This is a genomic window from Enterobacter ludwigii, from assembly GCF_001750725.1.
GTDB classification, from domain to species: domain Bacteria; phylum Pseudomonadota; class Gammaproteobacteria; order Enterobacterales; family Enterobacteriaceae; genus Enterobacter; species Enterobacter ludwigii.
In genome coordinates this window covers 529,514-549,771 of the sequence record NZ_CP017279.1, presented here as the reverse complement: position 1 = coordinate 549,771, position 20,258 = coordinate 529,514, and the positions used below count along the sequence as shown (strand labels likewise).

Below are 20,258 nucleotides of genomic sequence, written 5' to 3'. Positions count from 1 at the left end.
CTGTCTTAGCGTGCCGGCTGAGTAGTCGCACCGGACTGCTCGTAGTGATAGCGACCGGTTTTCAGGCTGCTTGGGCCAAGGCGCGCGAACTTGAACATCAGGAACAGTTCAGCCACCAGGAACAGGGTGTACAGACCACAAATCAGCAGCATGGAGAAGATCAGATCGCCTGCAGTCAGAGAGGAGTTCGCTACCGCCGTTGGCAGCACCTCACCGATCGCCCATGGCTGACGGCCATATTCCGCTACAAACCAGCCGGATTCGATAGCAATCCACGGAAGTGGAATACCATACAGCGCGGTACGCAGCAGCCATTTTTTCTCACCGATGCGGTTACGAATCACGGACCAGAAGGACGCCGCAATGATCAGCAGCATGATGATGCCGCAGCCCACCATGATACGGAATGCGAAGTACAGTGGCGCAACGCGTGGAATGGAGTCTTTGGTCGCCATCTGGATTTGCGCTTCCGTCGCGTCGGAGACGTTCGGGGTATAGCGTTTCAGCAGCAGACCGTAACCCAGATCTTTCTTCACATCGTTGAACTGGTCACGCACGGCCTGGTCGGTAGAACCCGCACGCAGCTGCTCCAGCAGCGCGTAGGCTTTCATACCGTTACGAATACGGCCTTCATGCTGCACCATCAGCTCTTTCAGACCCGTCACCTGCTTGTCGACGGAGCGGGTGGCAATGATGCCGAGCGCGTAAGGAATTTGAATGGCGAAGCGGTTTTCCTGTGCATCCTGGTCGGGAACACCGAACAGAGTAAAGGCAGCAGGCGCGGGTTGGGTTTCCCATTCGGCTTCGATTGCGGCCAGTTTGGTTTTCTGCACGTCACCCATTTCGTAACCGGATTCATCACCCAGCACGATAACAGAGAGGATTGCAGCCATACCGAAGCTTGCAGCGATAGCAAAGGAGCGCTTAGCAAACGCGAAGTCACGACCACGCAGCATGTAGTAAGAGCTGATGCCCAGTACAAACATCGCGCCGCACACATAGCCAGACGCCACGGTGTGAACGAATTTAACCTGTGCGACCGGGTTCAGCACCAGCTCGGCAAAGCTGACCATCTCCATACGCATGGTTTCGAAGTTGAAATCAGACGCGATAGGGTTCTGCATCCAGCCGTTCGCGACCAGGATCCACAGTGCGGACAGGTTCGAACCGAGTGCCACCAGCCAGGTCACCGCCATATGCTGGACTTTGCCCAGACGGTCCCAACCGAAGAAGAACAGACCTACAAAGGTGGATTCGAGGAAGAAGGCCATCAGACCTTCAATGGCCAGCGGCGCACCGAAGATATCCCCAACGTAGTGAGAATAGTAAGACCAGTTAGTCCCGAACTGGAACTCCATGGTCAAACCGGTAGCCACGCCCAGTGCAAAGTTGATACCAAACAACTTGCCCCAGAACTTGGTCATATCTTTATAAATCTGTTTGCCGGAGAGGACGTAGACCGTTTCCATGATGGCCAGCAGGAACGCCATACCGAGCGTTAGTGGCACAAACAGGAAGTGGTACATCGCGGTCAAGGCAAACTGTAAGCGCGACAGTTCGACTATATCTAACATCATGACTCCTTGCTCATCGCATGAAGACTCCGAGAGTGAACCCCGTTAGAAAAGGATTCACACACATGCCCCAATACAAATTATTCGCATCCATGTCGTCGCGCTTAGCCTGAGAAAGGATAAAAGCAATGACGATAGGTTACAAATACGTTAATAAAAAACTCAAATTGATCCCGCAAATATAATACGCTGCAAAACCCTTACAATAAACAGGTTTTTATTGAATCACATTTACGTTTTTCGACGGCGATCAATTTATAGCAAAATTACCACTTTTCAGCCATTTTGATCGGGGACAATTTACCGCCTTTCGACACCTTTTTCCAAGGATTAAACTTTGATTTAAATCAAAAAGCACCGTTTCTGTTAACCATGTTTAAATGTGGTGAGAATGGTAAAAACCTTGTTAATGCTATGTGTACGACGAGATATTTGGAGTTATCAAAAGCAAGAAAGAATATAAACAGACGTGATTTATTTTAACGCTGAAGAACAACGCATCTTTACATTCGCGTTAACGTATAAAGGTAGTCGTCAGCGCGTTTTTTTTCCATTGTGCGACGATAGCCGCAGATAATTACATTTATTTTACCTGCGACACGCTTAAAATTAACACCACAATGTGACTATTCAATAAAAAAGGCTGCCCTGCGCGCAGCCTTTTGTTCACTTCAGACGCTACCTTTCCGTTTTCAGGCTAAAAGTCCGCGATTGCCCAGGCCTGAACAGGCCCGTAATGCCCTTTTCTTCTCCCCTGCCTGCCAGTACCTGTTCATTTAAATTCGTCTCGCAACAGCCTTTAAGCGCCTGATTCCACGATAAAGAGGCATCACAGGACACAGATTCCGACGGATTGAACAGACGAAGGATAAGCGCGTCCCGATCCTCCGCCTTTTTTATCGCGCTCATAACACAGCCTGTCGGCGAAAGGGTCAGCAGGCTGTATCTGTCCGGCGTGCTGAACGGCGCACGGTTAAGCTTCATGGCATCCCAGGGGATTTTGTTATAACACTGGACGGGGGTAAGCCACGCTTTCGCCTGCTGAGCAACGCCGGCGTTCTCGGGAGAGCCGCTAAAACTCAGAAGGCTAAAACGGCAATCGAGCCGGCCCCGAAGCTGCGAGTCCGGAACGGCCATTTTTATGCCGGACGGTCGGCCCGGGCGCAACAGTAAATCTTCCTTTCCCAACACGCCCACACCGCGTAAAAGGGTCAGAGCAAACGCTTTTTCCGCCTCCCCCACCACTTCAAATTCGCGTAACCCTTCTGTGAACAGGGCGATCCCGTTTCGTTCCTGCTGCAGCACGGCGTAGTTAAGTAAATTCCAGACGGGAACCGGTGCCTCTTTCCAGCCCTCTTCTTGCCAGTTAGCCATCGCGTCATCGCGAACCGGGCGCGTTATGGAGCCAAACTGCGTATCTGACAGTACCTGCTCCGTCATAAACGGCGTCGGGATAAGCACGCGGACCCGGTGATCGTCAGCCTGATTATCCAGACGCGCCACAACATCTACACGCCTGCTGTTATGGCTGAGAGTGACCTCAAATTCCACCGCAAGAGCGCCATTGCGCAGGCGGGCCGACCGCTCGGCCAGGTTTGCCGGAACGGCGATGCGATGCTGGATCACCGCCCTGCTCTGCCAGGCTTCCTGTATCACCTCAACATGATGCTGCCCGTGCGCTGAAGTGAGCCGCCACTCTTCCCGGGAAGGCGAGTAGTCGTACTCATCGCCATCATCCGACCCCTCTTCAATTTCCAGTACGCGGTCATAAATAAGTCCGGATTCTTTATCACGCAGGCGCAGCGTGCCATCGTCATTTATATCAATTTGCCAGAAGGCGTTTTCCAGCAGAGCATCCGTTTTTGCCCTCGCGGGCAGCCTCTTTTCAGAAGCCTGGGGCTCGATGTAAAGCGTGCGGTATCCCATCGCGGGCAGGATCTGACAGATTTGGATATCAAATTCCATAAACGGATCGTAATTACCATAGTGCACGATTTGCCGGTCAATCAGCCCCGGGTCTATTTCCCGGGCGCTGCGAATAAAACAGGGGATCTCATTGCCTTTATCATCCCGCAACCGGAACTGGCTCGCGCGCAGACGAAGGGTGGTGTTAATCACCTCTTCACGGGGCCAGGGCATCAGATTGAACATCACCAGCTTGTCGGCCTCGCTTTGCGGCATATTGTCGACAATCTTGCGCATCGAGAAACGCGTGAGGTTATCGGCCATGTCTTCAGCGAGCGCAAACCGGGCCATAATCTCACGATGCACTTTGTCGCTGCAGCAGCAGCCAATACTGTCGTGAGCATGATTCTTGAGGATCTCTTTCCACATTTTCTCCAGCAAACCGTGGTGATACTCGAAGCCCAGCATCCAGGCGAGCGCCGCCAGCGGTTCGAGGATATTCACGATTTTGTTTTCAATGCGGGCGTGGGCAATTTTGATGTCCATCCGTGTGGAGCCGATTGTCCGGTGTACACGCATGTATTTGCCGTCGATAAACTCCCCTTTCAGCGTCGCCAGTTCGTCACGGTGCGCTTCAGTATGTTCAAAGACCTCCTCGAACCGGCTCATCACAAATTTCCGCTGCGGGTACATCTTTCGAAGGGTATCCATCACCGCGAAAATGTTCTGCTGGAGGGGCATCTGGTCGTGACCGTTAGGCAGCAGAATCTCTTTCGTCACGGAAGCGTTCTCCAGCAATGTAAGCCAGGTATCGAGCCGTTTACGCAGCCCCGCTTCATCCTCCGGTAAGTACTTACCAATCGCGTAGCCCAGCGGTAGTACCTGCGCCGTAACTTCGCTGCCGTCTGCGCTCTGCCATAAAAATTCTGTTTTATCGGTGCCGTGACGCTCAGAACATCCGCGCCAGAACAGCGTGCGGGTGATACCAAAGCCGTTATAGATATGCGGAAGTTGCCCGGACATGCCAAACGAATCCGGCAGATACCCTATTTTCATCGGCTCACCGAATTCCATGCATTCGCGCATCCCGTACATCAGGTTGCGAACGATCGATTCGCCACTGACAATCGTGGTGTCGGTCTGGGTATACCACGGCCCGATAATCAGCTTTCCGCGCTCAACCAGCGCTTTTACCCGGGGCCGGTTGTCCGGTACGACGGCGAAGTAATCCTCCAGTACTGCGGTCTGTCCATCAAGAACGTAGTATTTATACTCTTCGTCCTGCTCCAGACGGGTCAGGATCTCCTCCATGTTATTGACCAAAAGGATCCGCGATGCTTCGGTGGTGAAATACCACTCACGGTCCCAGTGCATATGTGGCGTGATATGAACGCGAGATACAGCTTTCATCTTCGTTTCCTGTAAATGAATTTATGGCGTGACGTCTTCCGTCAGGTATTTGCCTTTTTTTACGCCCTGACGTCGCCAGAACAGTAAGATGAGCGTAGAGAGCATCGTTCCCCCCAGCGCAGCGCCAAACCAGCCTGCCGCCGCGATCGCGCCACCCATCCCCGCGTCATGCAGTAAAAAGAGAGAGAAGATGCCCGCCCCCGGCGTAGACAACCCGATGCCCATTGCACCGATAATCGCCCCTGTTGCCATCGAGCCAACAACAAACGAGCCAATCACCCGCAGCGGATCTTCAATGGCCATCGGAATTGCCCCTTCGGTGATGCCCGCAAGGCCCAGCAGCCACGTCGACTTGCCGGTTTCGATTTCAAACGGTTTAAAGAGATGCGGTGCCAGCATGGTTGAAGCCGTGACGGTAAAAGCCGAGACCATTTTGACGGAAGCAAAAATGGCATACGGCCCGTAAACGCCGTTGGCCATCGCCCCCAGACAGAACGCATAGGCCGCTTTGTTGACCGGTCCCCCTAAATCGAACGAGCACATAAAACCGAGCAGAGTGCCCAGTAGCAGCGCATTGGCACCGGAGAGCCCGTTAAGCCATGCCGTGAGGGAGGAGTTGATCCACGCAACCGGCTCGCCGATCACGAACAGCATCAGGCTGCCCGCGCCCAGCACGCCAATCACCGGGTAGAGGTAATAGGTTAAAAAGCCGTTATAACGCTGACTCAGACGGATATGGTTTTTCACCCAGCGCATCAGATAGCCGGCAATCAAGCCACCTGCAATCGCCCCTAAAAAACCTGAACCGATCATATTGGCGGCAAGACCGGCCGCAAAACCCGGCGCCAGAGCAGGTTTATCTGCCAGCGAGTAGGCGGTATACGCGGCCAGCACCGGCACCATTAACGTGCCTAACATCCCCCCGCCGAGTTTGCGATACATCCACAGCCATGAGTTCTCCTGCTCAAACAGATGCTGTAATCCCAACATCTGTGCCAGCAATACCGCGACGGCCAGCACCGTGCCTCCCGCCACAATCAGCGGCACGGCAAAGGAAATACCGCTGAGCAGGGCCTGCTTAAGCTCCGTCTTAAGGCTCTTGCTCACATCATTGCCGGTGTGCACCTGGCGATCCGTTTCCGCGGGGGGTAAGGCCAACGCACGCTTAATAAGCGCTTCGGCATGGCGAAGCGGTTCCGCGACCGGCACGGACAGCGTCGGGATGCCCTGAAAACGCTCGCTCTCTTTGAGAGCCACTTCTGCGGCAATGATACAGGCCTGCGCAGTGCGTAACTGCTGCGCGGTCAACCGCCCTTCGATACCGTTCGCCCCCTGCTTTTCCACCACCACGTTTACGCCAAGCTTACGCCCCGCTTTTTCCAGATACTCAGCTGCCATATAGGTATGCGCAATGCCGGCGGGGCATGCAGTTACACAAACGATGGTTGGCGCATCCACGAACGCGACAACGTCATCTTCCTGTGGCACATCGTCCAGCGCGGCGAGTAGCGCTGCTGCCGTGGTAGCCGCCATGACGCGCGCCCGAAGAGTTTCATCCGCCAGACGAGAAGTGAGTTCCGTCAGCACCTGGATATGGGTTGAGCCAGCTTCAGCCGGCGGAATGGCAAGCAGGAAAATCAGCTCGACATTTTCCGGGCCATCCACGCCTTCCCAGCTCAGCGGTTCACGTAAGGTGGCTACGGCAAAAGCCGCCTCTTTCACCACCGCTGATTTACCATGCGGGACTGCCAGCCCTTCGCCGAGCGCGGTAGGGCCTAGCGATTCCCGATGAAAGACTTCGGTTAAAAACGCATTGCCGTCGGTAATTTTGCCGAGCGTCACCAGCCGCATCGTGAGCTGGCGTATTGCTTCATCACGACTGGTGTACTGCGCCTGCACGCAGACAGCGTCGGGATGGGTCAGGGTCGTCAGGTTCATCAGGATCCTCACACTCAAGGGTAATTGTTCAGGATCGATTGTGACAGACGAACTGATACCTTTATGTGATCATTTTCACTAACACCGATAATTTGTATTTAATTTGTATTATTTACAAATTCTGTGCTGGAGGCATAATTCCGTGAAAAGGTATTAGAAGGCAGACGACATGGGCAATAAACCGATGTACCGGCAGATAGCGGATGCGCTTCGCGAGAAAATTACCGCCGGTGAGTTAAAACCCGGTGATGCGTTACCGACGGAATCCAGCCTGCAGGAGACATTTAGCGTCAGTCGCGTCACGGTGAGGCAGGCACTGAAGCTCCTCACTGAAGAGCAGATTATCGAGAGCATTCAGGGCAGCGGCTCCTATGTGAGAGAGGAGCGCGTCAATTACGACATTTATCAGCTTACCGGCTTTTATGAAAAACTGGCGGACCGAAACGTCGATACCCACAGCGACGTAAAAACATTCGAAGTGATCAAAGCGGATGTGAAACTGGCTGAGACGCTAAACATTCGGCCGGATGACAAAGTGTGGCATGTCAAACGGGTGCGCTTTATTAAGCAAAAACCGGTGAATCTGGAAGAGACGTGGATGCCGCTGGCGATGTTCGCCGACCTCACCTGGGAGGTGATGGAAAATTCCAAATATCACTACATCGAACAGATAAAGAAGATGGTTATCGATCGCAGTGAACAGGAACTGGTTCCGATCATGCCCTCACAGGAGGCGATCGACGCGCTGGCGCTGGATCCGGCAAAACCGATACTGGAAAAGGTGTCACGCGGCTTTCTGAAGGATGGGCGGGTGTTTGAATACAGCCGTAACGTGTTTAACAGCGACGATTACAAATTCACGCTGGTCGCGAAACGCAGGCATTAAAAAAGGCCGCTTTACAGCGGCCAACCATGTCGAAACGGACACTTATTACTTCAACGCTCCCTTTTACAGGGAGCAGAGAGGATTTACTTAATGATGGATTTCAGTGCTTCGCCGATATCCGCCAGGCTGCGAACGGTTTTCACGCCTGCGGCTTCCAGCGCGGCGAATTTCTCATCAGCCGTACCTTTACCGCCTGCGATAATCGCGCCTGCGTGACCCATACGCTTACCTTTCGGCGCTGTCACACCTGCGATATAACCGACGACCGGCTTGGTCACATGTTCTTTGATATACGCAGCCGCTTCTTCTTCTGCGCTACCGCCGATCTCACCGATCATCACGATCGCTTCGGTCTGCGGATCTTCCTGGAACATTTTCAGGATATCAATGAAGTTAGAACCTGGGATGGGGTCACCACCGATGCCCACACAGGTGGACTGGCCGAAACCGTAGTCGGTAGTCTGCTTAACCGCTTCATAGGTCAGCGTACCGGAACGGGAGACGATACCCACTTTACCCGGTTTGTGAATGTGACCCGGCATGATGCCGATTTTGCATTCGCCTGGGGTGATAACGCCCGGGCAGTTCGGGCCGATCATGCGCACGCCAGCTTCATCCAGCTTCACTTTCACGGTCAGCATATCCAGCGTCGGGATACCTTCGGTGATGGTGATGATGAGCTTGATGCCCGCGTCAATCGCTTCCAGAATCGAGTCTTTGCAGAACGGAGCCGGAACGTAGATAACGGTCGCGGTCGCGCCCGTCGCTTCAACTGCTTCGCGCACGGTGTTGAATACCGGCAGGCCCAGGTGCGTGGTGCCGCCTTTACCTGGCGTTACGCCACCAACCATCTGCGTGCCGTAGGCAATCGCCTGTTCGGAGTGGAAAGTCCCCTGGCTACCGGTGAAGCCCTGGCAGATAACCTTGGTATCTTTATTAATTAAAACTGACATTATTTCCCCTCCACTGCGGCAACAACCTGCTGAGCTGCATCCGTCAGACTTTTCGCTGCAATAATATTCAGGCCGCTGTCAGCCAGTTTTTTCGCGCCGAGTTCAGCGTTGTTACCTTCCAGACGCACCACAACCGGGACGTTAACACCCACTTCTTCTACCGCACCGATGATACCGTCTGCGATCAGGTCGCAACGCACGATACCGCCGAAGATGTTAACCAGCACGGCTTTGACGTTGTCGTCAGAGAGGATGATTTTGAACGCTTCGGTTACACGCTCTTTGGTTGCGCCACCGCCCACGTCTAGGAAGTTTGCAGGCTCACCGCCGTGCAGCTTAACGATGTCCATGGTGCCCATCGCCAGGCCTGCGCCGTTAACCATGCAGCCGATGTTGCCATCCAGCGCCACGTAGTTCAGTTCCCACTGTGCAGCCTGCGCTTCACGCGGGTCTTCCTGAGACTGGTCGCGCATTTCACGCAGATCCGGCTGACGGAACAGTGCGTTGCCGTCAGCGCCCAGTTTGCCGTCGAGGCAGATCAGGTCGCCCTGAGTGGTGATAACCAGCGGGTTGATCTCGATCAGCGCCAGGTCGCGCTCCAGGAAGATGGTGGCCAGACCCATGAAGATCTTGGTGAACTGCTGAACCAGCTTGCCTTCCAGACCCAGTTTGAACGCCAGCTCACGGCCCTGGTAAGGCATTGGGCCTGCCAGCGGATCGATCGCCACTTTGTGGATCAGGTGTGGCGTCTCTTCTGCCACTTTCTCGATTTCCACGCCGCCTTCGGTAGACGCCATGAACACCACACGACGGGAGCTACGGTCAACAACCGCGCCCAGGTACAGTTCTTTCGCGATGTCAGTTGCAGCTTCAACCAGGATCTGGTTGACAGGCTGACCGTTCGCATCTGTCTGGTACGTTACCAGACGCTTGCCGAGCCAATGTTCAGCAAACGCACGAATCTCTTCTTTACTCTTAACAACCTTCACACCGCCCGCTTTACCACGGCCACCAGCGTGAACCTGACACTTAACTACCCAAGGGCCGGAACCGATTTTAGATGCGGCTTCTTCTGCTTCACGCGGGGTAGTACAGGCATAACCCACCGGAGCCGGTAAGCCATACCGGGCAAACAGCTGTTTGGCCTGATATTCATGTAAGTTCATGTGTTCTATCCATCCTTCAGGTAATCGTTAGGTAGTGCTTTTGTAGGCCCGGCAGACAACGCGCCGCCGGGCAAGACTGCTAAAACTAGACGTCCAGCAGCAGACGCGTTGGATCTTCCAGCAGCTCTTTAATGGCCACCAGGAAGCCCACGGACTCGCGGCCGTCGATCAGACGGTGATCGTAAGAGAGTGCCAGATACATCATTGGCAGGATCTCAACTTTGCCGTCTACCGCCATTGGACGATCTTTAATGGCATGCATACCCAGGATCGCGCTCTGCGGCGGGTTGATGATCGGGGTAGACATCAGTGAACCGAAAACGCCGCCGTTGGTAATGGTGAAGTTACCGCCGGTCAGATCGTCTACGGTCAGCTTGCCGTCGCGACCTTTTACAGCCAGCTCTTTAATCTTTTTCTCGATGTCAGCCATACCCAGAGTATCGACATCACGCAGAACAGGGGTAACCAGACCACGTGGCGTAGAGACTGCCATGCTGACGTCGAAGTAGTTGTGGTAAACCACGTCATCGCCATCGATAGAGGCGTTAACTTCCGGGTAGCGTTTCAGCGCTTCAACAACCGCTTTCACGTAGAAGGACATAAAGCCCAGACGGATACCGTGACGTTTTTCAAACGCGTCACCGTACTGCTTACGCAGGTCCATGATTGGCTTCATATTCACTTCGTTGAAGGTGGTCAGCATCGCGGTGGAGTTTTTCGCTTCCAGCAGACGCTCAGCCACACGCTTACGCAGGCGAGTCATCGGCACGCGTTTTTCGCTACGGGCACCCAGCGCAGGCTGTGCTGCCGGTGCCGCTGCCGCTGCTGGCGCTTTAGCTTCTGCCTGGGCAGGGGCTTTCGCCAGATGCTTCTCGATATCTTCACGGGTCAGACGACCACCGACACCGGTGCCTTTAATGGCAGCCGCATCCAGGTTGTGCTCGGCCAGCAGGCGACGGATCGCCGGGCTGAGCGCGTCGTTAGTCTGCTCTTCCAGAGAGGCCTGCTGACGCTGGGCTGGGGTAGACGCTTTTTCGTCAGACTTCGCGCTGGACTCTTTGCCCGCGCTGTTGCCTTCACGCAGGCGACCCAGGATCTGACGGGAGGTTACGGTTGTCCCTTCGTCTTCCAGGACTGCATCCAGAATGCCATCCGCTGAAGCCGGTACTTCCAGTACCACTTTGTCAGTTTCGATTTCTACCAGCACTTCATCGCGCTTAACGCTATCGCCCGGTTTTTTGTGCCAGGTGGCGACGGTCGCATCTGCTACGGACTCAGGCAGGTCGGGAACAAGAATATCTACGCTACTCATTATGTATCCTTTAATTAATCGACGTTCAGCGCGTCATTGACCAGATCTTGTTGCTGCTTCTGGTGAACGGACATATACCCTACCGCCGGAGAGGCGGAGGCCGGGCGACCTGCATAACGCAGGGCAGACCCAAATGGAATGACTTCACGGAAATGATGCTGACTGCAGTACCAGGCGCCCTGGTTGAGCGGCTCTTCCTGGCACCAGACAAAATCATGCACGTGAGCATACGGTTTCAACGCTTCCTGCACCGCCTGGTGCGGGAATGGATAAAGCTGTTCGATACGCACGATGGCGACATCTTTCTGGTCGTTCTTACGGCGCTGTTCCAGCAGGTCGTAATAAACCTTACCAGAACACATCACAACACGCTTAACGGCCTGCGGATCCAGTTCGTCAACCTCACCGATGGCAGGCAGGAAGGTGCCGTTCGCCAGTTCGTCCAGGCTGGACACCGCCAGCGGGTGGCGCAGCAGGGATTTTGGCGACATGACCACCAGCGGACGGCGCATACCGCGCAGCGCCTGACGACGCAGCATGTGGTAGACCTGAGCCGGAGTGGACGGCACGCACACCTGCATGTTCTGCTCAGCGCAGAGCTGCAGATAACGTTCCAGACGGGCGGAGGAGTGCTCCGGACCCTGACCTTCGTAACCGTGTGGCAGCAGCATCACCAGGCCACACATACGGCCCCATTTCTGCTCGCCGGACGAGATGAACTGGTCGATAACGACCTGGGCGCCGTTGGCGAAGTCACCGAACTGCGCTTCCCAGATAGTCAGGGTGCGCGGTTCCGCGGTGGCGTAGCCGTATTCGAATGCCAGTACCGCTTCTTCAGACAGGACGGAGTCCCATACCTTGAACTGACCCTGACCGTTATGGACATGCTGCAGCGGAGTATAGGTTGAACCGTTAGTCTGGTTGTGAACTACCGCGTGACGGTGGAAGAAGGTGCCACGGCCCGCATCTTCACCGGACAGACGAACAGGAATGCCTTCATCAACCAGCGTTGCGTAAGCCAGTGTTTCCGCCCCGCCCCAGTCGAACAGCTTCTCGCCCGCTGCCATTGATTGACGGTCAGCATAAATTTTCGCTACGCGAGACTGCATCTCGATAGCGTCTGGTACGGTGCTGATACGTTTAGCCAGCTCCTGCAGGCGCTTCATCTCTACCTTGTTCGGGTAGCTCTCATCCCACTCGTGGTTGAGGTACGGCGACCAGGTAAAGGAGTGCATGTTCATCGGGCGCAGCTCTTTCACTACGCATTCACCCGCATCCAGCGCGTCGCGGTAGAGGTTGACCATTTCGGTCGCATCTTCCAGCGTCGTCACGTTGTCGCCTTCCAGCTTGTCAGCATAGATTTTGCGTGGCGTCGGGTGTTTTTTGATTTTCTGATACATCAGCGGTTGCGTTGCACTTGGCTCGTCAGCTTCGTTGTGGCCATGACGGCGGTAGCAGAACAGGTCGATGAACACATCGCGTTTGAAGGTGTTACGGTAGTCCAGCGCCAGACGGGTAACGAACGCCACGGCTTCCGGGTCATCCGCGTTAACGTGGAAGATCGGCGCCTGAACCATCTTACCGATGTCGGTGCAGTACGGGGTAGAACGCGCATCCAGTGGGTTAGAGGTCGTGAAGCCCACCTGGTTGTTGATAACAATGCGAACGGTACCGCCCACTTCGTAACCACGTGCTTTGGACATGTTCAGCGTTTCCTGAACCACGCCCTGCCCTGTGACCGCCGCGTCACCGTGAATGGTGATTGGCAGAACTTTGTTGCTGCTCGGCTCGTCCAGACGATCCAGACGCGCACGCACAGAACCGATAACCACCGGGCTCACGATTTCCAGGTGTGACGGGTTAAACGCCAGCGCCAGGTGAACCAGACCGCCTTCGGTTTCGATATCAGACGAGAAGCCCATGTGGTACTTCACGTCACCGGTGCCGAGGTGTTCTTTATGTTTGCCCGCGAATTCGTCGAACAGGTCCTGCGGTTTTTTACCCAGCACGTTGACCAGTACGTTCAGACGACCGCGGTGCGCCATACCCAGCACCACTTCACGGGTACCGCTTTTGCCCGCGTGGCGAATCAGCTCTTTCAGCATAGGTACCAGCGCGTCGCCGCCTTCCAGCGAGAAGCGTTTCGCACCCGGGAATTTCGCGCCCAGATAGCGTTCAAGGCCTTCTGCTGCGGTCAGTTCGCTGAGGAAGCGTTTTTTCTCTTCAGCAGAGAAATTCGCGTGGCCCGCCACAGATTCGATGCGCTGCTGGATCCAGCGTTTCTCTTCTGTAGAGGTGATGTGCATATATTCCGCGCCGATGGAGCCGCAGTAGGTTTGCTTGAGCGCGTCAATCAGCTCGCCCAACTTCATCGTGTCTTTGCCGATGGCAAAGGAACCTACGTTAAAGCTTTCCTGGAAATCGGCCTCGGTCAGATCGTGATACGCCGGATCGAGATCCGCCACACGATCTTGTTTCCACAGTCCCAGCGGATCGAGATTCGCATGCTGGTGACCACGGAAGCGATAAGCGTTGATAAGCTGCAGGACTTTAACCTGCTTCGCATTGGTGTCAGGGTCGGAAATCGCAGAAGAGTAACGTGAGGCATCCTTCGCCAGACGACGGAAATAATCACGTGTTTTGGAATGGAATTGATCCGGTTTGACTCCAGTGCCAGGTAACTGCTGGAACATGGAACGCCAGTTTGCGTCCACTGAGTCAGGATCGGTTAAGAAGTCTTCATAGAGCTGTTCTATCCAGCTCTGGTTTGAACCAGAGAGGTAAGAAGAGTCCAGCCAGGCTTTCATTGCGCCGTTCTGCATCGTGATCCCTTAAGCATTTTTATGCTTACTTTCGCCGTAGAAACTACCACGTACAACACGTACGTGCCGGGGTTCACCTGCGAGCTCTTATGTTGTCTTGGGCTCGCGAAGGAACCTTTAAAAACTGTCTGCACCTCGGGGCAGTTTTTAGAGGTTTCCTACATTTTATCCCCTCTCCTGTCAGGAGAGGGTCAGGGCGAGGGGAACAACGCTCCCCTCCTGTTACTTATGCACTGCGCTGCAGCAGCATCGACTTAATATGGCCGATGGCGCGCGTCGGGTTCAGCCCCTTAGGACATACACTGACGCAGTTCATGATGCTATGGCAGCGGAATACGCTGAAAGCATCACTCAGTCCTTCCAGACGACTGTCGGTTTCGGTGTCGCGGCTATCGATCAGGAAGCGATAGGCAGCCAGCAGACCGGCCGGGCCGATAAACTTGTCCGGGTTCCACCAGAACGACGGGCAAGAGGTCGAGCAACATGCACAGAGAATACACTCGTACAAACCATCGAGTTTTTCACGCTGCTCAGGAGACTGTAAGTGCTCACGAGCCGGTGGATTTTGCCCATTATTCAATAAGTAAGGCTTAATCTTCTCATATTGTGCATAGAATTGCCCCATGTCTACCACCAAATCACGAACGACTGGCAGACCTGGCAAAGGACGGATAACAATTTTCTGGCCCGCGCGCTGCAACGCTGAAATTGGCGTGATGCAGGCCAGACCATTTTTACCGTTCATGTTCACACCATCAGAGCCACAAACGCCTTCACGGCATGAGCGACGGAACGACAGTGTCGGATCTTTTTCTTTCAGCTGGATTAAGGCATCCAGCAGCATCATGTCACGGCCTTCTTCCGCTTCCAGGGTGTAATCCTGCATACGCGGAGCATCATCTACATCCGGGTTATAACGATAAACTGAGAATTCGAGTTTCATTATCCTGTCTCCGCATTAGTAAGTACGAATCTTCGGCGGGAACGCCGGACGCAGTTTCGGTTCCATATTGACGCTACGACGCGTCATGGATTCCGACTCTGGCAGATACAGGGAATGGCACAGCCAGTTTTCATCGTCACGATCCGGGAAGTCGAAGCGGCTATGCGCGCCACGGCTCTCGGTACGGAAGTTTGCCGACATCGCGGTAGCGAACGCCGTTTCCATCAGGTTATCCAGCTCCAGACACTCAACGCGCTGGGTATTGAACTCGCTGGACGTGTCGTCCAGACGGGCATTTTTCAGACGCTCGCGGATCGCTTTCAGCTGCTCAAGACCTTTGGCCATCGCATCCCCTTCACGGAATACCGAGAAGTTGTGCTGCATACATTCCTGCAGCGCTTTGCGGATTTCCACCGGATCTTCACCATTACGGTTGCCGTTCCAGCGGTTCAGACGCTCAAGCGACGCATCAATTTCATCGTCGGTGGCATCACGCAGCGCACCCTGCTCGGCAATAGACTCTTGCAGATGCAGACCTACCGCACGACCAAATACCACCAGGTCAAGCAGGGAGTTCCCGCCCAGACGGTTTGCACCGTGTACGGATACGCAGGCAATTTCACCGACGGCAAACAGGCCCGGGATAACAACGTCTTCACCCTGCTCGTTCACGGTCAGCGCCTGGCCGGTCACTTTGGTCGGAATACCGCCCATCATGTAGTGACAGGTTGGGATTACCGGGATGGGCTCTTTCACTGGATCGACGTGCGCGAAGGTACGAGACAGCTCCAGAATGCCTGGCAGACGTGATTCCAGAACCTCTTTACCCAGATGGTCGAGTTTCAGCTTCGCGTGTGGACCCCATGGGCCGTCACAGCCGCGGCCTTCACGGATTTCGATCATGATGGAACGCGCCACCACGTCACGACCCGCCAGGTCTTTCGCATTCGGGGCATAACGCTCCATGAAGCGCTCGCCGTGTTTGTTCAGCAGGTAACCCCCTTCACCACGGCAGCCTTCTGTTACCAGCACGCCGGCACCGGCGATGCCGGTTGGGTGGAACTGCCACATTTCCATATCCTGCACCGGTACGCCGGCGCGGATAGCCATACCTACGCCGTCACCGGTGTTGATGTGGGCGTTGGTGGTAGATTGATAAATACGGCCTGCACCGCCGGTCGCCAGCACGGTAGCACGCGCTTTGAAGTAGACCACTTCACCGGTTTCAATACACAGCGCGGTACAACCTACAACGGCGCCATCGGCGTTTTTCACCAGATCCAGCGCATACCACTCGGAGAAAATAGTCGTGTGGTTTTTCAGGTTCTGTTGATACAGCGTGTGCAGCAGTGCGTGACCGGTACGGTCAGCCGCAGCTGCAGTACGTGCCGCCTGCTCGCCGCCGAAGTTTTTCGACTGGCCGCCAAACGGACGCTGATAAATGGTGCCATTTTCCAGACGGGAGAACGGCAGCCCCATGTGGTCCAGCTCCAGAATCGCTTCCGGGCCAGTCTTACACATATATTCGATAGCATCCTGGTCGCCGATGTAGTCGGAACCTTTGACCGTGTCATACATGTGCCATTCCCAGTTATCTTCATGGGAATTGCCCAGCGCAACGGTAATACCGCCCTGCGCGGAGACAGTGTGGGAACGGGTCGGGAAGACTTTAGAGAGCAGCGCACAGGTCTGGCCGCTCTGGGAAATTTGCAGTGCTGCACGCATACCTGCGCCACCAGCACCAATCACAACAGCATCAAATTCTCTGACTGGCAGTTTCATTACACACCCCACACCACAACGAATCCATAAATAACGTAAACCACCAGTGCAACGACAATGACCAGCTGCAGAGGAAGGCGAATCGCCAGTGGTTTAACGTAATCGGTCAACACCTGCCACATACCAATCCAGGCATGAATAAGGATGGAGAACAGAGCCAGCAGGGTGAACACTTTGGTGAAGGCAGATCCGAAGAACCCACTCCAGATTTCCCACGTCAGCGTGCCGCTGGTCGCGAAGAAACCAATCATATAGATGATATAAAGGGTGAGAACGATGGCGGTAGCACGGACCAGAATGAAGTCATGTACGCCGTTGCGTCCTAATGCGGAGGCGTTGCTTACCATACGAGAACTCCTGCGAGAAGTGAAAGCACGACAGTCAATACAAATGAAATATTAGCGGAGCGTTTACCGGCTTCGAAAGTCTCTTCCAGGTAGCCAAAGTCCATCAGCATATGACGAATGCCCACGACAACGTGGTACGCCAGCGCAGTCAGAATGCCCCACATGATAAATTTCACGAAGAAGCTGTTCATGATGGCAGAGGCCTGGAGGAATCCTTCAGGAGAAGAGAGGCTGGTACCCAGTAACCACAGCAGAATGCCGACCGCCACAAACGTAATCACACCAGAAACGCGGTGCAGAATGGACGCTATTGCTGTTACAGGGAACCGGATCGTTTTGAGATCCAGATTGACAGGTCTTTGTTTTTTCACATTTCTTATCATGAATAACGCCCACATGCTGTTCTTATTGTTTCCTTCCTCCGGACTGCGATGCGGGTCAGACAGCGTTCCTTTTCTATAACTGCGCGTCATGCAAAACATTGCTTCCAAATGCTAAAACGACACGTTACAACGCTGGGTGGCTCGGGATTGCAGGGTGTTCCGGAGACCTGGCGGCAGTATAGGCCGTTCACAAAATCATTACAATTAACCTACATACAGTTTGTCGGGTTTTCTCTGGAACAGTGATCAGGGTCACGATAACAACATCTTTTTAATTTTTAATCATCTGATTTGACAAATGTTAAACAATATTGTTACAAACGTCATCAGAAAAGGCATATAATGCGCAAAAGTTATGAGGTCTCACTTTCACCTGACAAATAGTTATGTAACAGTGTGATGGTATTGACCGAAGTTATCAGGACAGTTATTAGTGATATACAGGTTTGAATAATTCGGACTGCGAAGACACTGATTTGCTGTTGTTTCACTGATTTTTCATGTTTTTACCTGCAAGGCGCCATAGCTCTGTACCCTGGTTTCTCCTCGTGAGCTGAGCGGTAAGCCAAATAACAAACTGGTAACGGTGAGAAATCAGCAGAATGCAAATCCGGTAATTGGCAGTCTTAAGCAATAAGGCGCTAAGGAGACCGTAAATGGCTGATACAAAGGCAACGCTCACCCTAAATGGTGACACTGCTGTTGAACTGGATGTGCTAAAAGGCACGCTCGGTCAGGATGTTATTGATATCCGTACGCTGGGTTCTAAAGGTGTATTCACCTTCGACCCTGGATTTACCTCTACCGCATCTTGCGAATCCAAAATCACCTTCATTGATGGTGACGAAGGTATCCTGCTCCATCGCGGCTTCCCCATCGATCAGTTAGCCACCGAATCCAACTATCTGGAAGTGTGCTACATCCTGCTGAACGGCGAAAAACCGACGCAGGCACAATACGATGAATTCAAAACCACCGTCACCCGTCACACCATGATTCATGAGCAGATTACCCGTCTGTTCCATGCTTTCCGTCGTGATTCTCACCCAATGGCGGTGATGTGCGGTATTACCGGCGCGCTGGCAGCGTTCTACCACGACTCGCTGGACGTGAATAATCCACGTCACCGCGATATCGCGGCGTTCCGCCTGCTGTCCAAAATGCCGACAATGGCAGCGATGTGTTACAAATACTCCATCGGCCAGCCGTTTGTTTATCCACGTAACGACCTCTCCTACGCCGGTAACTTCCTGCGCATGATGTTCTCCACACCGTGTGAAGAGTACGAAGTGAACCCGGTACTGGAACGTGCGATGGACCGTATTCTGATCCTGCACGCCGACCACGAACAGAACGCCTCCACCTCCACCGTCCGTACCGCAGGCTCTTCAGGCGCGAACCCGTTCGCCTGTATCGCTGCGGGTATCGCCTCCCTGTGGGGACCGGCGCACGGCGGCGCGAACGAAGCGGCACTGAAGATGCTGGAAGAGATCAGTTCCGTTGAGCACATTCCTGAATTCGTGCGTCGCGCGAAAGACAAGAATGACTCCTTCCGTCTGATGGGCTTCGGTCACCGTGTGTACAAAAACTACGACCCACGCGCTACCGTTATGCGTGAAACATGCCACGAAGTGCTGAAAGAGCTGGGTACAAAAGACGACCTGCTGGAAGTGGCGATGGAGCTTGAGCACATCGCGCTGAACGACCCGTACTTCATCGAGAAGAAACTCTACCCGAACGTCGATTTCTACTCTGGCATTATTCTGAAAGCGATGGGCATTCCGTCTTCCATGTTCACCGTGATCTTCGCCATGGCACGTACCGTTGGCTGGATTGCGCACTGGAACGAAATGCACAGCGAAGGCATGAAAATCGCCCGTCCTCGTCAGCTGTATACTGGCTACGAGCAGCGTGATTTTAAGTCTGACATCAAACGCTGATGTTAACGGGGTGTGGGCCTGATGTCCTCACCCCATCCCTCTCTTACTCCGAGAGAGTGAAGACATTAAAAACGGTGACCCCCTGGGTTACCGTTTTCATTTTACTTCTGGCAGTGCGGACACCAGTAAAACGGTCTCGACGACAGCGTGGTTTTCGCAATTATCCCGCCGCACCGCTCACACGCCTTCCCTTCACGATGAAACACCTTAAAGCGGAACAATGCCCCATGGTGCTTGTTGTGATCCACTACGCCACGCGTGTTGTACGACAGGCGCGGGATATCCAGCAGTGCGTGGGATAACGCCTCCAGCTGTTCATCACTGAGTTGCGATGCCTTATGCTGCGCCGCCAGGCCCACTTCCCAGAGGATTTCCACCCGCAGGTAATTTCCTAATCCAGCCAGAAACGCCTGATCGAGCAACAATCCGGAAAACTGTCGGTTACGAAACCGAGGTGACACCAGACGGGCTTTCACCTCGCCCGGGGTCAGGCTCATATCCAGCACATCCGGCCCGACGCGCTGCAGGAACGGATGAGTGAGCAGCTGCTCTGGCGTTAACATTTCGATATCGGATGCGCTGTAGAGCAGAACCGCGTTGTCTGCCGTCTGGAGCCTGACGCGCAGCACGCGGGTTGTTTGCGGCTGCTCGTTTGCCTTCACCACGCGCCAAACGCCGTACAGCTGATTATGGCTATATAACGTCAGGTTATGGGAGAAATGCGTGAGCAGCGCTTTGCCGCGCGTTTCAATGTGCGTCACCGTCTGCCCCACCAGCTGGGCTTCAAACGGTTTCAGTTGAGGAAAAGCAAACCAGACATCCGTCAGCGGTTTGCCCTTTATCGCCGCCTCGAGGCTATCCGCTGCACGGCGGGTCTCCGGGCCTTCAGGCATTTTT

The 20,258-nt window shown here is 54.2% G+C and carries 14 protein-coding genes; 2 read left to right on the top strand and 12 right to left on the bottom strand.

Features of this window, described 5'->3' with window-relative positions; genetic code table 11:
- Nucleotides 1-5 precede the first annotated feature (5 nt).
- From cydA to mngA, 3 genes are all read right to left on the bottom strand, one after another.
- Nucleotides 6-1,574 (bottom strand): cytochrome ubiquinol oxidase subunit I, encoded by a 1,569-nt coding sequence (cydA, locus tag BH714_RS02525; protein WP_020884962.1) that lies wholly within the window; start codon nt 1,572-1,574, stop codon nt 6-8.
- A 678-nt stretch (nt 1,575-2,252) separates the two neighbouring features.
- Complete coding sequence (gene mngB, locus BH714_RS02520) at nt 2,253-4,889, bottom strand: mannosylglycerate hydrolase (RefSeq protein WP_040016949.1); 2,637 nt, start codon at nt 4,887-4,889, stop codon at nt 2,253-2,255.
- A 21-nt stretch (nt 4,890-4,910) separates the two neighbouring features.
- Complete coding sequence (gene mngA, locus BH714_RS02515) at nt 4,911-6,827, bottom strand: PTS 2-O-a-mannosyl-D-glycerate transporter subunit IIABC (protein WP_040016948.1); 1,917 nt, start codon at nt 6,825-6,827, stop codon at nt 4,911-4,913.
- A gap of 169 nt (nt 6,828-6,996) precedes the next feature.
- Here mngA and BH714_RS02510 point away from each other — a divergent pair, with 169 nt between their 5' ends.
- Nucleotides 6,997-7,713, top strand: a complete 717-nt coding sequence (locus tag BH714_RS02510; protein WP_032681408.1) for a GntR family transcriptional regulator — start codon at nt 6,997-6,999, stop codon at nt 7,711-7,713.
- Between the two features lie 83 nt (nt 7,714-7,796).
- On the opposite strand, the gene sucD is transcribed toward BH714_RS02510, so the two are convergent.
- The 8 genes from sucD to sdhC form a co-directional block, all read right to left on the bottom strand.
- Nucleotides 7,797-8,666 carry a succinate--CoA ligase subunit alpha gene (gene sucD, locus BH714_RS02505; RefSeq protein WP_014169173.1) on the bottom strand — a complete coding sequence of 290 codons (870 nt, stop codon included), beginning with the start codon at nt 8,664-8,666 and terminating at the stop codon, nt 7,797-7,799.
- Entirely contained in the window at nt 8,666-9,832 is a 1,167-nt protein-coding gene (sucC, locus tag BH714_RS02500; RefSeq protein WP_006809579.1) for an ADP-forming succinate--CoA ligase subunit beta, read from the bottom strand. Before sucC ends, sucD begins: the two co-directional genes overlap by 1 nt.
- Before the next feature lie 85 nt (nt 9,833-9,917).
- Nucleotides 9,918-11,144, bottom strand: a complete 1,227-nt coding sequence (gene odhB / locus BH714_RS02495) for a 2-oxoglutarate dehydrogenase complex dihydrolipoyllysine-residue succinyltransferase (protein ID WP_025204653.1) — start codon at nt 11,142-11,144, stop codon at nt 9,918-9,920.
- A 14-nt stretch (nt 11,145-11,158) separates the two neighbouring features.
- Nucleotides 11,159-13,966, bottom strand: coding sequence for a 2-oxoglutarate dehydrogenase E1 component (gene sucA / locus BH714_RS02490; protein ID WP_014169171.1), 2,808 nt, complete (start codon nt 13,964-13,966; stop codon nt 11,159-11,161).
- Nucleotides 13,967-14,192: 226 nt separating this feature from the next.
- Complete coding sequence (gene sdhB, locus BH714_RS02485) at nt 14,193-14,909, bottom strand: succinate dehydrogenase iron-sulfur subunit SdhB (protein ID WP_014169170.1); 717 nt, start codon at nt 14,907-14,909, stop codon at nt 14,193-14,195.
- Between the two features lie 15 nt (nt 14,910-14,924).
- On the bottom strand, nt 14,925-16,691 hold the full coding sequence (gene sdhA, locus BH714_RS02480; RefSeq protein ID WP_014883036.1) for a succinate dehydrogenase flavoprotein subunit: 1,767 nt from the start codon (nt 16,689-16,691) through the stop codon (nt 14,925-14,927).
- On the bottom strand, nt 16,691-17,038 hold the full coding sequence (gene sdhD / locus BH714_RS02475) for a succinate dehydrogenase membrane anchor subunit (RefSeq protein ID WP_010428702.1): 348 nt from the start codon (nt 17,036-17,038) through the stop codon (nt 16,691-16,693). Before sdhD ends, sdhA begins: the two co-directional genes overlap by 1 nt.
- Nucleotides 17,032-17,436, bottom strand: coding sequence for a succinate dehydrogenase cytochrome b556 subunit (sdhC, locus tag BH714_RS02470; RefSeq protein WP_025204654.1), 405 nt, complete (start codon nt 17,434-17,436; stop codon nt 17,032-17,034). The genes sdhD and sdhC overlap by 7 nt, the downstream gene beginning before the upstream one ends.
- A 641-nt stretch (nt 17,437-18,077) precedes the next feature.
- Here sdhC and BH714_RS02465 point away from each other — a divergent pair.
- The gene (locus BH714_RS02465) at nt 18,078-19,361 is read left to right on the top strand and encodes a citrate synthase (RefSeq protein ID WP_014169167.1); all 1,284 of its coding nucleotides are present in this window, start codon (nt 18,078-18,080) and stop codon (nt 19,359-19,361) included.
- A 101-nt stretch (nt 19,362-19,462) separates the two neighbouring features.
- Here the strand turns inward: BH714_RS02465 and nei are convergent, their stop codons facing one another.
- Nucleotides 19,463-20,254 carry an endonuclease VIII gene (nei, locus tag BH714_RS02460; RefSeq protein ID WP_040016947.1) on the bottom strand — a complete coding sequence of 264 codons (792 nt, stop codon included), beginning with the start codon at nt 20,252-20,254 and terminating at the stop codon, nt 19,463-19,465.
- Between the last annotated feature and the right edge of the window lie 4 nt (nt 20,255-20,258).